7 protein-coding genes are annotated in these 12,642 nt (G+C 75.9%); 6 read left to right on the top strand and 1 reads right to left on the bottom strand.

From position 1 onward, the window contains the following. Positions 1 to 40: 40 nt before the first annotated feature. The 6 genes from ACIQ9G_RS16450 (at position 41) to ACIQ9G_RS16425 (ending at position 11,834) form a co-directional block, all read left to right on the top strand. Positions 41 to 2,896 carry an SNF2-related protein gene (locus tag ACIQ9G_RS16450; RefSeq protein WP_403609438.1) on the top strand — a complete coding sequence of 952 codons (2,856 nt, stop codon included), beginning with the start codon at positions 41 to 43 and terminating at the stop codon, positions 2,894 to 2,896. 1,277 nt (positions 2,897 to 4,173) lie between these two features. Beyond that, on the top strand, positions 4,174 to 6,111 hold the full coding sequence (locus tag ACIQ9G_RS16445; protein ID WP_403609435.1) for an SWIM zinc finger family protein: 1,938 nt from the start codon (positions 4,174 to 4,176) through the stop codon (positions 6,109 to 6,111). A 135-nt stretch (positions 6,112 to 6,246) separates the two neighbouring features. After that, on the top strand, positions 6,247 to 8,919 hold the full coding sequence (locus tag ACIQ9G_RS16440; RefSeq protein ID WP_403609432.1) for a LuxR C-terminal-related transcriptional regulator: 2,673 nt from the start codon (positions 6,247 to 6,249) through the stop codon (positions 8,917 to 8,919). Positions 8,920 to 9,298: 379 nt separating this feature from the next. Continuing rightward, entirely contained in the window at positions 9,299 to 10,918 is a 1,620-nt protein-coding gene (locus ACIQ9G_RS16435) for an MFS transporter (RefSeq protein ID WP_403609430.1), read from the top strand. Between the two features lie 9 nt (positions 10,919 to 10,927). Continuing rightward, the gene (locus ACIQ9G_RS16430) at positions 10,928 to 11,446 is read left to right on the top strand and encodes a hypothetical protein (protein WP_403609427.1); all 519 of its coding nucleotides are present in this window, start codon (positions 10,928 to 10,930) and stop codon (positions 11,444 to 11,446) included. Positions 11,447 to 11,636: 190 nt separating this feature from the next. Then, positions 11,637 to 11,834: a hypothetical protein gene (locus ACIQ9G_RS16425; protein ID WP_356183934.1), complete on the top strand. Its 198-nt coding sequence runs from the start codon at positions 11,637 to 11,639 to the stop codon at positions 11,832 to 11,834. Between the two features lie 73 nt (positions 11,835 to 11,907). Here the strand turns inward: ACIQ9G_RS16425 and ACIQ9G_RS16420 are convergent, their stop codons facing one another. Next, a complete protein-coding gene (locus ACIQ9G_RS16420; protein ID WP_403609425.1) occupies positions 11,908 to 12,384 on the bottom strand; it encodes a potassium channel family protein in 477 nt (158 codons plus the stop codon). Positions 12,385 to 12,642: the final 258 nt, after the last annotated feature.

Raw genomic sequence — 12,642 nt, 5'->3', positions numbered from 1 at the left:
GACGATCGATTCGACCAGGGAGCGGGAGGTGACAGGACGTATGAGCGACGTGGCAGTGGCGGACCCGGCGGCGGACGCCGTGTCCGTGCGGCTCGCCGCCGTCTTCCTGCCCGCCCCCCTCCCGCGCGACGGCCGCGTGGCGTTCTGGGACCCCGAGGGCGAGGTGTGGCCCGCCGCCCCGCCCGGACACGCGGAACTGACGGTCGTACGACGGCACGGAGCGGGCGCCCGCCGCAAGCCCGCCCCCGCGCTCGCGCTGACCCTGGAGGAGGCGCTGCCGCGCCTGGTGCGCGCGCGGCACGACCCGGCCGCCCACCCCGCCACCGCCTGCTGGGGCGCCGCCGCCCTGCACGCGCTGCGGCTCACCGCCCGCGGCCGCCTGCTGCCCGGCCTCACCTCCGCCGGGCAGGACGCCTGGCGCGCGGGCCCCCTGGACCCGGACGACATCGCCCACCTGCGCGCCATCGCCGCCGCCCTGCCGTACGAGGGCCACGCGGTCCCGCTGCCCGGCCCCGGCCCGCTCCATCTGCCGGAACCGGAAGCGCTGGTCCGCGCCTTCCTCGACGCGGTCGCCGACACCCTGCCCCGCACCCCCGCCGCGCCGTTCGCCTCCGGCAGGCCCTTCGCGGACCGCCGGCCGCAGCACCTGCCGAACGCCCACGACTGGGCCGCGGAGGTCGCCGCCGGCATGGACGCCGGAGTGCGGATCTCGCTCCGCCTGGACCTGGCGGCCCACGACCTCTTCGACGCCGGCGCGGGGACCGGCGGCGGCGACGCGGCCGGATCGGCACGCAACGCGGGCGCGGCGGTCGTCCAGGTGCACAGCCTCGCCGACCCGACCCTCGTGACCGACGCGGCCGCGCTGTGGGCGGGCGAGGCCGACACGGCGTTCGGTCCCCGCGCGCAGGTGGACGCCGCGCTCGCGGTGCGGCGCGCGGCCCGTGTCTGGCCACCGCTGGACCGGCTCGCCGAGCAGGACGTGCCCGACGTGCTCGCGCTGTCGGAGGACGAGCTGAGCGACCTGCTCGGGGCCGCCGCGACCCGGCTCGCGGCGGCCGGCGTGGCGGTGCACTGGCCCCGGGACCTGGCGCAGGACCTGACCGCGGCCGCGGTGGTGCGGCCCGCGCCGGGTTCGGCGACCGACGGCACCGGCTTCTTCGAGGGTGAGGAACTGCTGCGGTTCAGCTGGCAGCTGGCCCTCGGCGGCGACGCGCTCACCGACGCCGAGATGGACGAGCTCGCCGAGGCGCACCGCCCCGTCGTGCGCCTACGGGACCGCTGGGTGCTCGTCGATCCGGCCCTCGTCCGCAAGGCCCGCAAACGCGAGCTGGGCCTGCTCGACCCCGTGGACGCGCTCTCCGTCGCCCTCACCGGCACAGCCGAGGTCGACGGCGAGACCGTCGAGGCGGTCCCGGTCGGCGCGCTGGCGGCGCTGCGCACCCGGCTGACGGCCGGGGTGGCTCCCGCGGAGGCGCCGCAGGGGCTGCACGCCACCCTCCGCGACTACCAACTGCGGGGCCTGGCCTGGCTCGACCTGATGACCTCCCTCGGCCTCGGCGGCTGCCTCGCCGACGACATGGGCCTCGGCAAGACGGTCACCCTCATCGCCCTGCACCTGAAGCGGTCCCGCAGCGAACCGACCCTGGTGGTCTGCCCGGCCTCCCTGCTGGGCAACTGGCAGCGGGAGATCACCCGGTTCGCGCCCGGCGTGCCCGTCCGGCGCTTCCACGGCCCGGACCGCACCCTGGACGACCTCCACGGCGGCTTCGTGCTCACCACGTACGGCACCATGCGGTCCACGGCGGCCCGGCTCGCCGAGGAGCCGTGGGGCATGGTCGTCGCCGACGAGGCACAGCACGTCAAGAACCCCTACTCGGCGACGGCGAAGGCGCTGCGCACCATCCCGTCGCCCGCGCGCGTGGCCCTCACCGGCACCCCCGTGGAGAACAACCTCTCCGAGCTGTGGGCCCTCCTCGACTGGACCACCCCCGGCCTCCTGGGCCCCCTGAAGTCCTTCCGCGCCCGGCACGCGCGCGCGGTGGAGAACGGCGAGGACGAGGAGGCGGTGCAGCGCCTGGCCCGCCTGGTGCGCCCCTTCCTGCTGCGCCGCCGCAAGTCCGATCCCGGCATCGTCCCCGAACTGCCGCCCAAGACGGAGACTGACCACCCGGTCCCGCTCACCCGCGAACAGGCCGCGCTGTACGAGGCGGTGGTGCGCGAGTCGCTGCTGGCCATCGAGACCGCGCGGGGTATCGCCCGCCGCGGCATGGTGCTCAAGCTGCTGACCTCGCTCAAGCAGATCTGCGACCACCCCGCGCTCTACCTGAAGGAGGAACACCCGCGCGGCGGCGCGGACCGGCTCGCCGCGCGCTCCGGCAAGCTCGCCCTGCTGGACGAACTGCTGGACACCCTGCTCGCCGAGGACGGTTCGGCCCTCGTCTTCACCCAGTACGTCGGCATGGCCCGGCTGATCACCTCGCACCTCACCGCCCGCGCGGTCCCCGTGGACCTGCTGCACGGCGGCACCCCGGTGCCGGAGCGCGAGCGCATGGTGGACCGCTTCCAGAGCGGGGCGACCCCCGTCCTGGTGCTGTCGCTGAAGGCGGCCGGCACCGGCCTGAACCTCACCCGCGCGGGCCACGTCGTGCACTTCGACCGCTGGTGGAACCCGGCCGTCGAGGAGCAGGCCACCGACCGCGCGTACCGCATCGGCCAGACCCAGCCGGTGCAGGTGCACCGGCTGATCACCGAGGGCACCGTCGAGGACCGCATCGCCGAGATGCTCGCCGCCAAGCGCGCCCTGGCCGACGCGATCCTCGGCTCCGGCGAGTCGGCCCTCACGGAACTCACCGACCGCGAGCTGTCCGACCTGGTGTCGCTGCGGAGGGAGGCGTGATGGCCCCCGAGCGAACCGACACCGACGTCCCGGGCCCGGGCACGCATGAACCGTCGGCCGGCACCACGGCACCTGCCTCGTGGCCCACGGCGGCGCGCCTGGCACCCGGGCATTCGGACTCCGAACATTCGGACTCCGAACATTCGGACTCCGGGCATTCGGAATCCGGCCGTCCAGTGTCTGGCCATCAGCCCGCGGACCGGGAGTCCGGTCACTCGGAACCCGGCCACCCGGAACACCGGCCCGCCGACGTGGCCCGCCGCGCCCTGCGGGCCGCTCGCGAGCAGCAGTCGGCGACCGGCAGCGAGACCGACCGCGAACCGTCCCGGCCCTCGAGCGACCCGACCGGCCACCCGCCCCGCCCGACCGGCCACCCGCCCCGCCCGACCGACCGCCCGCCCCGCCCGGCGGACGCCACCAGCCCGGCCGATGCCGCCCGCCCGGCGGACGCCGCCCGCCCGGCCGATGCCGCCCGCCCGGCCGATGCCGCCCGCCCGGCCGATGCCGCCCGCGCGGCCCTGCGGCGTGCCGTCTCGACCCGGCGCGCCGACCAGGCGGCCTCCGCCGACCGCTGTGACGGTGCGGATTCGGCTGGACGCGGGGCAGGGACGGATGCCGTCGACCGTGGTGCCGGTGCGGATAGCACCGGCGGCACCGCGACGGAGTCCGCCGGGCGCGACGTCACGGAGCCCGGCGGCTGTGGTGAGGGCGCGCAGTCCGTCCGGACCCGTGAACCCGCGGAGCCCGCCGGCCGGGCCGCCGCGTCGTGGGAGTCGGTGACGGCAGACACGGGCGGTCCGGCGACGCGGCCGCCGTCGTACGATCGAGCCCGACCGGTGGAAGAAGACCCAGCCCGGGTGACCGGTGAACCGGGGGACGAGAGGGGCGGGGCGCTGCCGCTTCCCGCAGGCGGCGCGCCGAGTGAGTCGCCGGGGCGACCGGATGAGGACACCGGTGAACCCGCGGATGCGGCCGGGAGTCCGGTTCGTGGGGGAGACGCGCGCCCGAGCGGCGCACGTCCCGCCGATGTGGCCCGTGAGGCGCTGCGCGCCGCGCGGGCTCGAAACGCGGCACAAGCGGAGGAGCGGTCCGCGACGGAAACCGTGTCGACCGGTGCGCGCGCGACGGAAGCCGGGTCGGCCGAAGCCGGGTCGGCCGAGGTCCGCCCCCGTCGTCGGAATGAGCCCGTCGTCCGCCGGTCGCGGGGCGACGCGTCGGTCCGGGGCGCCGGCACGCGGGCCCAAGAGGTGCGCGACTTGGTGGCGCAGGCGTTCCATATGCCTTCGACGGCGGCCGACCCGGTTCCGGGGGAGGAGGAGACGGACGGCGGGACGGGAAGCCGTCCGAGGACGGCTCCCACGGCGACCCCGAGGACTCACACCCGTGAGTCCGACGGCGCGGACGCGACCGGTTCCGCCGAGCACCCGTACCGCACCGCGGGCCCCTCGCGGATCTCCGCCGCCGACAGCGCCCCGTCCTCGGGTGGCGCCGCCGCCCGCTCCGGCGACCCCGCCCCGCACCGGCGGACGACCGACGTGCACGGCCGGGTGGCGCACCGGCCGCCGACCCACCCGCACCCGGACGGGTCCGCGCCCGTGCCCATCGCCCCACCCGCCCCCGCTGCGCCCGCGGTCCCTGCCCGCCCTGCGGACGCCGCCTCCGTATCCGCGGCGCCCACGCTCCCCGCCCGCGCCGCGGACGCCGCCCTCGACTCCTCCGCGATTCCGGCGTCCTACTCGACTCCCACGTCCCCCGAGCCCGCCGCGATTCCGGCTCCCTTGGCGACTCCCGCTTCTCCCGCGACTCCCGCTTCTCCCGCGACTCCCGTGATTCCGGCGTCCCGCGTGACTCCGGCACCCTCCGCGACTCCGGCATCCCCTGCGACTCACACGCCCCCCGCGACCGACGCGCCCCCCACGCCCCCCGTACCCCCGCGGGTCCCCCACACCATGGCCGTGCCGCGACGCGACGGGGAGCTGCGGCGCACCTTTCCGGCGTTTTCGCCTCGGGCGTCGGACGGTTCCCGGTTCGCGGGAACCTGGTGGGGGAACGCCTGGATCGCCGCGCTGGAGGAGGGCGCCCTGGACGTGGCGCGGCTGGCGCGGGGGCGTGGTTACGCGGAGCAGGGGCATGTGGACGCCATCACCGTCACCCCCGGGCTCGTGCTCGCCTACGTGCAGGGGAGCCGTCCGCGCCCGTACCGGGTGCAGGTGCGGCTGAGGACGCTGGACGGCGCGGCCTGGGACCGGTTCCTGGACGCGGCGGCCGAGCGGCCGGGGCACATCGCCGCCCTGCTCGACAAGGAGATGCCCCCTTCCCTGGCCGACTGCGGGGTCCCCCTCCTGCCCGGCCCCGGCGACCTGGAGCCGCACTGCAGCTGCCCCGACCGGGGTCACCCGTGCAAGCACGCCGCCGCCCTCTGCTACCAGACCGCCCGCCTGCTGGACGCCGACCCGTTCGTCCTGCTGCTGCTCCGCGGCCGGGGCGAGCGCGAGCTGCTCGACGCCCTCTCCCGGCTGAGCGCCGCCCGCGCGGCCCGCGCCGCCCAGGACCGGGCACCGGCGCCGCTGCCGGGCGTCCGCGCCGGTGACGCGCTGGCGCCGCGCGGCCTGCCGCCCCTCCCGGCCCCGCTGCCCCCGCCCCCGCACCCGGAGCAGCCCCCGGTGTACCCGGGCGCGCCGGGCGGCCCGGACCCGTTCGCGCTGGACCAGCTGGCCACCGACGCGGCCGCCCGGGCGCACGTCCTGCTGACCACCGGCCGGGACCCGGTCGGCGAGCTGACGCTGTGGGAGGACGCGGTGCGCCTCGCCGCCGCCCGTCCCGGCTCCGGACTGACCGCCGCCACCCGCTCCCTGTACGCCTCGCTGGCCTCCGCCACCGGCCGCACCCCGGCCGACCTGGCCCGCGCGGTCGCGGCCTGGCGCCAGGGCGGCCCGGAGGGGCTGGCGGTTCTGGAGGAGCCGTGGGACCCGCCGGCGGGACGGTTCGACCGCGCCCGCCCGCTCCTCCTCGCGGCCGACCTGCCCGTCTTCCGCCCCTGGCGGAACCACCTCACCCACCCTCACGGCCAGGTCCAGCTGCGGCTGGGCCGGGACGGGCTCTGGTACGCCTACGAGTCCGAACCGGGGCGCGAGGACTGGTGGCCCCGAGGCACCCCGGACCTCGACCCGGTCGGCGCCCTCACCGGTCTGGGAGGCCCGGTCCAGCGGACGTAGCGAACCCTCCGGGGGTATCCGGTCGGCCCCCTCGGCAGGACGTCGGACCCTGCCCCGCGCGCCCGTTCGCGCAAACACTGAGATCATGAGCGAAAGAGCGCTGCCCATGGCCTGACGAATCGTGGGGTGAGCGTCGTGGCTGCACTCGGTGAGAACAACGAGAACAATCCGGAGCCGGACGTCCCGCGCAGGGACCCGGTGGGCGATCCGTTTCTGCTCACCCGGTTCGCCGTGCCCATCCGGCCGGCCACGTTCATCCGCCGTGAGCGCCTGGTCGAGCACCTCGACCGGGCCCTGGAGACCCCGCTGACGATGATCAACGGAGGCGCGGGCGCGGGCAAGACCCTGCTGGCCGCCGACTGGGCGGAGCGCCTGGAACAGCCGGTCGCCTGGCTGACCTGCGACCCGGCCGACCAGGCCCCCGGCGTCTTCTGGGCCTATCTGCTCCAGGCCCTGCGCGCCGGCGGGGTGCAGGTGCGGGCGGTCGACGAGGTGGGCAGCCCCGCGGACCCGAGCCGGGTGGACCACACCCTGCTGGCCAGGCTCGCCGCCGGGCTCAGCGCCCGGGACCGCCCCGCCGTCGTGATCCTCGACGAGTACGATCTCGTGACCACGCCGGAGATCGCGGACCAGCTCGAGTTCGTCCTCCGCCATGCCGGGCGGGGCCTGCGCCTGGTCCTCGTCACCCGCACCGAGCCGCTGCTGCCCCTGCACCGCTACCGGGCCCTGGGCACCATCACCGAGATCCGCGACGCGGAACTGGCCTTCACCCCCGAAGAGGCGGCCACGCTGCTCGACCTGCACGGACTGCGGCTGAGCGGGGACGGGGTGCGCGCGCTGGTGGGGCGGACCCAGGGATGGGCCGCCGGCCTGCGGCTGTGCGCGCTGGCCGCGCAGGAGAGCAGCGACCCGGAGACGTATCTGAAGGAGTTCGAGGCCGGGCAGAGCGCCGTCGCCGACTTCCTGCTCGCCGAGGTGCTCAAACGGCAGTCCGCCGAGACGCAGGAGCTGCTGCTGCGCGTCAGTGTCCTGGACCGGTTCTGCCCCGAACTGGCGAACGCGGTGACCGGGCAGCGGCACGCCGAGCCCCGGCTCGCCGAGCTGCACCGGGCGAACGCGTTCGTCCACCACCTGGGGCACTCGTGGTACCGCCTGCACCCGCTGTTCGCGGAGATCCTCCGGGCCCATCTGCGGGTCCGCTTCCCCGGGCTGGAGAGCGAGCTGCACCGCAGGGCGGCCGCCTGGCTGCGGAGGTCGGGGCCGCTGCCGGAGACGCTCGCGCACGGCGCCGCCGCGGGCGACTGGGACTTCACCGCCCGGGTCCTCGTCGACGACCTGGCGATCGGCCAGCTCTTCCTCGGCCTGCGCTCCGACGACCTCGGCGAGCTGTTCTCACGGATGGCGCCGGACGCCGTCGGCCCCGAGGCGAACCTCGTCCGCGCGGCCCGTGCCCTGTCCGAGGGAGACGTCGAGCGTGGCCTGGCCCACCTCCGGCAGGTCGAGCGGGAGCTGGGCCGCGACCTGCCCGACGCGGCGGCCGCCCAGCTGAACTGCGCCCTGCTGGAGACTCTCGCGGCCCGGCTGACCGGCACCCCCGGCCGAGCGGAACGGGCGGCGCTCAAGGCACGGCTGGCCCAGCGGGACCTCCCGTCCGAAGCACTGGAACGGCACCCCGAGCTGCCCGCCCTGCTCCAGACCCACCTGGGCGCGGCCCGGCTGTGGGCGGGACGCTTCGAGGAGGCACGCGCCGCCCTGTCCGCCGTGGTGGCCGGCCACGGCGGGGCCTCGACCGCGCTGCCGCGCGAGGAGGCCCTGTGCCACCTCGCGCTGATCGACTACCTCGAAGGCCGGCCGAGCCGGGCGGAGCGCAAGGCGGGGGCCGCGATCAGCGACGCCGAGCGCTTCAGCGTGCCGCAGCCGTCCGGCTCCGGCATCGGGCAACTGGTCCTGGCTGCCGTGGCCGTCGACCGCGACGAACTGGACGTGGCCCAGGCCCTCCTGGACCAGGCGACCGCCGTCGGGCACGGAGTCCCCGATCCGGTGGCCGCGGCGGCGCGGACCATCGTCGCCGGACGGCTGCTGCTGGCGCGCGGGGACGCCCAGGCCGCCCTCGAAGTCGCCGGGTCCAACGTCACCGCCGCCGTTCCCTCCCCGTGGGCGGGGGAGCACGCGGCCCTGGTCGCCTCGGCCGCGCACCTGGCGGAGGGCCGCCCCGAGGCGGCCCTGAAGGTGCTCGACGACGCGGCCCGCCACCGCACGGCCTGCGCCGTGGAGGCCGCCCGGGCCCACCTGGCGGCCGGGCGCCCCGACGAGGCACTGCGGGTACTGGACGGTGTCCACGCCGCCGAGCCGGACGGCCCGGCGATCACGGTCCGGGCCCTGCTGGTGCGGGCCCAGGCCGTCGACCTGGCGGGGGACGAGGCCACCGCCAGGCGCCTCGTCGCACAGGCGCTCCGGCACGCCCGCCGGGAGCGGCTGCGGCGTCCGTTCCTCGAAGCCGGTCCGTGGATCCGGCCGCTGCTGGCCACGGACCCGGCGCAGGAACTCGCCGCGGACTGGCTCAGCCGGCGCCCCGGGCCGCCGCCCGCCGGCGGGCCGGCACCGGCGCCGGTCGTCGAGCCGCTGAGCGCCCGCGAGCGGGACGTCCTCCAGCGCCTCGCGCAGCTGATGTCGACCGAGGAGATCGCCGCCGACCTCTTCGTCTCGGTGAACACGGTGAAGACGCACCTGAAGACCGCGTACCGCAAGCTCGGTGTCAACCGGCGCAACGACGCGGTACGCCGGGCCCGCGAACTCCACCTGATGTGATCGCCCCGAGCAGGCCGCAGCCGGCGTCAGCCGTGTCGGCCGCTGGAGCCGCCCGGCCGCCTGCCCTGCGGGCGTCGCCTCCGAGCCCTGGGAGCCCGCACGCGCCCCGCAGGCGTCACCCCGAGCGCCCGAGCCCGTGATTCCGCGAGCCCCTGAGCCCGTGACTCCGTGACTCCGTGACTCCGTGCGTCCGTGTATCCGCGAGCCGCTGAGCCGGGGCGTCCTAGCCCGTGCGTCCGCGAGAGTCCCCGCCGCCTCGCCCGTCCCGGGTGAGGCGGCGGACCGGCGCCTCGGGTGCCATGGGAGCAGCGGCGGGCGTCGTCCCGCCGCGGCCGGCCGTGGCGGCCGGGACCCGGGCCGACTCGGCGAGGTGGACACCGTGGCGCACTGGCGGGCTCTGATCGTCCTCGGCACGGCCCAGTTCCTGATGGTGCTCGACACCTCCGTCATGAACGTGTCGATCAGCCGGCTGGTCGAGGACTTCGACACCGAGGTCACCGCCATCCAGGCGGTGATCACGCTGTACGCACTGGTCATGGCGGCCTTCATGATCCTCGGAGGCAAGCTCGGCGACATCTACGGAAGGCGCCGGCTGTTCCTGCTCGGGCTGGCCGTCTACGGCACCGGCTCGGCCCTCACCGCCCTGGCGCCCACCCTCTGGATGCTCACCCTCGGCTGGTCGATCGTCGAGGGACTCGGCGCCGCCATGGTGCTGCCCGCCATGGCGGCGCTCGTCGCGGAGTCCTACCGGGGGCCGGACCGGGCCGTCGCCTACGGCGTGATCGGCGGCCTCGCCGGCGCGGGCATCGCGGTCGGTCCGCTGCTCGGCGGCTGGCTGACGACGTACCTGACCTGGCGGCTGGTGTTCGCCGGTGAGGTCGTGGTCGTACTGATCATGCTGGCGCTCCGGGGTTGGGTCACCGAGTCCGGCCGCACCGGCCCGCGCCCCCGGCTGGACGGCGTGGGCGCCGCGCTCTCGGCGGCCGGGCTCGCGCTCTGCGTCTTCGGCGTGCTGCAGAGCAGCACCTGGGGATGGCTCGAGCCCCGGAACGCCCCGTTCACCGTCTTCGGCTTCGCGCCCACCCTGTTCGTGATCACCGCCGGGGTCCTGATTCTGGTCCGGTTCCGCGCCTGGGAGCGCGGGCGCGAGGCGCACGGCCGGGACCCGCTCGTCCATCTGGCGCTGCTGCGCAGGCCCGCCCTTCGCTCCGGCCTGACGACGCTGCTGAACCAGAACCTCATCCTGCTCGGCCTGTTCTTCGCCATCCCGCTGTATCTGCAGGTGGTGCAGGGGTTCGACGCCTTTCAGACGGGCCTGCGGCTGCTGCCGGTGTCCGTCACCATGCTGCTGGCGTCGGCGGTCGCCTCCCGGGTCGGCCGGGTCGCCGGACCGCGGCGGGTGGTCCGGCTCGCGCTGACCTGTCTGCTGGTGGCCGTCGTGTGGCTGCTGGCCACGATCAAGCCGGTCATCGACGACGCGCAGTTCGCCGGGGCGATGGCGCTGCTGGGCGTGGGCATGGGCCTGCTCGCCTCCCAGTTGGGCAACGTCGTCCAGTCCGGGGCCGGCGAGGAGGAGCGCAGCGAGGTGGGCGGGCTGCAGTTCACGGCCCAGAACCTCGGCTCCTCGCTGGGCACCGCCCTCATCGGCTCCGTGCTGATCGGCGCCCTGGCCCAGGCCTTCACGACGTACGTCGCCGACGATCCGCGCCTGTCGGAGCGGGCCCGTCAGCAGACGAGCACCGCCCTGGAGTCAGGGGTGAGCTTCGTCGCCACCGATCAGGTGCGCGCGGCGGCGAAGCAGGCCGGACTGCCGCCGTCCCAGGTGAAGAGGGTCACGAACGCCTACGCGTCGGCGCAGCTCGCCGGACTGAAGGCGGCGATCCTGGTCACCGGCGGTGTCACCCTGGCGAGCTTCCTGGTCACGGGGGGCCTGCCGGCCGGGCCGCCGGACCGCCGTACCCGGACCAGGCCCGGCACCGCCGCCGGGGCGCCCCGCTGAGCGGCCGAGATGCCCAGACCCCGCACCGCCGAGGCCCGCGCCCGCGCCGCCGAGCGCAGGGCCCACGCCGACTACACCGGCGGCGTCTACGGCTCCCTGCTCGCCGCCTCCGTCGTGGTCGGCGCCGGCGCCCTCGGGGCGTACCCGCGCGTCGAGCTGGTCGTCCTGCTGCTGCTCACCGGGGTGGTGTTCTGGATCGCCCACGTACACGCCCAGCTGTTCGGCGCGCGGCTGGCGCAGGAGTCGCTGGACCGGAGGACGGTGCTGCACGTGTGCCGGGACGAGTGGCCGATCGTCAAGGCCGCGGTGCCGCCGGCCGTCGCCGTGGCCGTCAGTCCGCTGCTGGGGCTGGACGTGCGGGGCGCGATCTGGCTGGCGCTCGCCGTCGCCGTCGCCGGACAGATGGGCTGGTCGGCGGCGGCGGCCCGGCGGGCCGGGGCGTCCTGGGCCCTGGTCGCCGTGACGGCCTCGGTGAACCTGGTGATCGGCCTGCTGATCATCGCCTTCAAGCTGACTCTTACGCACTGACGCTCACGCACTGACGTTCACGCACCGAGGACGTCCCGACCGGGCCCGCCCGGCCTGCCGGACCCGCCCCGACCGCGCCCGCCGGGCCTCACCTGTGCCGGGTGAGGCCCGGCGGGACGGCCCGACGGAGTATCGCTGGGGAGGGCGCAGTCAGCCCCCACGGCCAACCGCGTCCGCGGAAGGGCAGCTCATGCGCTATGAGATCCGCGTCGACGGGCACATCTCGGAGACGCTGGCGGAAGCCTTCCCGGAGCTGGACCACGTGGTGATCTCCGGCCAGACCGTCCTGTTCGGGCCCGTGGTGGACGAGGCTCACCTCTACGGACTGCTCGACCGCTGCCAGTCGCTGGGGCTACGGGTCCTGGAGATGCGCCGGCTGCCCGAGTGACGAGCCCTCCACCGAGCCCATCACGGAGCCGTGCCGGTCACGGAGGCATTCACCGAGCCGTTCACCGAGCCCCTCACTCGGGGGGCGGCTTCCTGTCCGCCTGCCGCAGGCCCGTCTCGACGGCGGCCGCCAGCACCCGCGCGGCGAGGCCGACGAGCAGCAGCCCTCCGACCATCTGGAGCATCGCCATGACGCGCCCCACCTGGGTCACGGCGACGATGTCTCCGTAGCCGACGGTGGCGAACGTGGTGAGCGCGAAGTACAGGGCGTCCGTCCTGGTCAGCGGCTCGCTGAAGGAGCCCGGGACGCCGCGTTCCACCAGGTAGTAGGCGCTGGCGAAGAGCAGCAGGAACATCGCCAGCGTGGTGACGAGAGCCTCCACGGCGCGCAGCCGGGGATGGGGCGAGCGCACGATCACCCGGATTTCCCAGCCGAACACCAGCCCCACCCCCAGCAGCCCGCCCACCAGGATCGTGGTCGTCCTCAGGGTGCTCTCCTGGTCCATGGGCAGCAGGTAGTACGCGCCGACGAACGCCGTGGTGATGCCCAAGGTCCGGAGCAGGGACGTGAGGGCGGCCCGGTGGCCCGGGCGCGGCCGGGTGTCCCACAGCCGGGGAGGCCGTTGTTCGGGAGGCTGTCCGGGCGGGGCGTCTTGCGGCCCGCCACCAGGAGGTTCGCTCATGTCGCACGGATCGTTCCCCGTGGGCCGGTCCGCCGTGCGGATCCGGGACCCGACTCACTCCCGCGGCGGTGCGGTCGAATCACCCGTCACGGGTGACCCGGCCGTCACGCGGGCGCGGGACCGTGA

This window comes from Streptomyces sp. NPDC096152 (genome assembly GCF_044763235.1).
Lineage (GTDB): Bacteria > Actinomycetota > Actinomycetes > Streptomycetales > Streptomycetaceae > Streptomyces.
This window is presented reverse-complemented; position numbering and strand designations above follow the sequence as displayed.

What these genes read in the sequence shown, in the direction of transcription:
- ACIQ9G_RS16450 (WP_403609438.1), top strand. Translation starts at nt 41, where the DNA reads ATGAGCGACGTGGCAGTGGCGGACCCGGCGGCGGACGCCGTGTCCGTG.
- ACIQ9G_RS16425 (WP_356183934.1), top strand. Translation starts at nt 11,637, where the DNA reads ATGCGCTATGAGATCCGCGTCGACGGGCACATCTCGGAGACGCTGGCG.
- ACIQ9G_RS16430 (WP_403609427.1), top strand. Translation starts at nt 10,928, where the DNA reads ATGCCCAGACCCCGCACCGCCGAGGCCCGCGCCCGCGCCGCCGAGCGC.
- ACIQ9G_RS16445 (WP_403609435.1), top strand. Translation starts at nt 4,174, where the DNA reads ATGCCTTCGACGGCGGCCGACCCGGTTCCGGGGGAGGAGGAGACGGAC.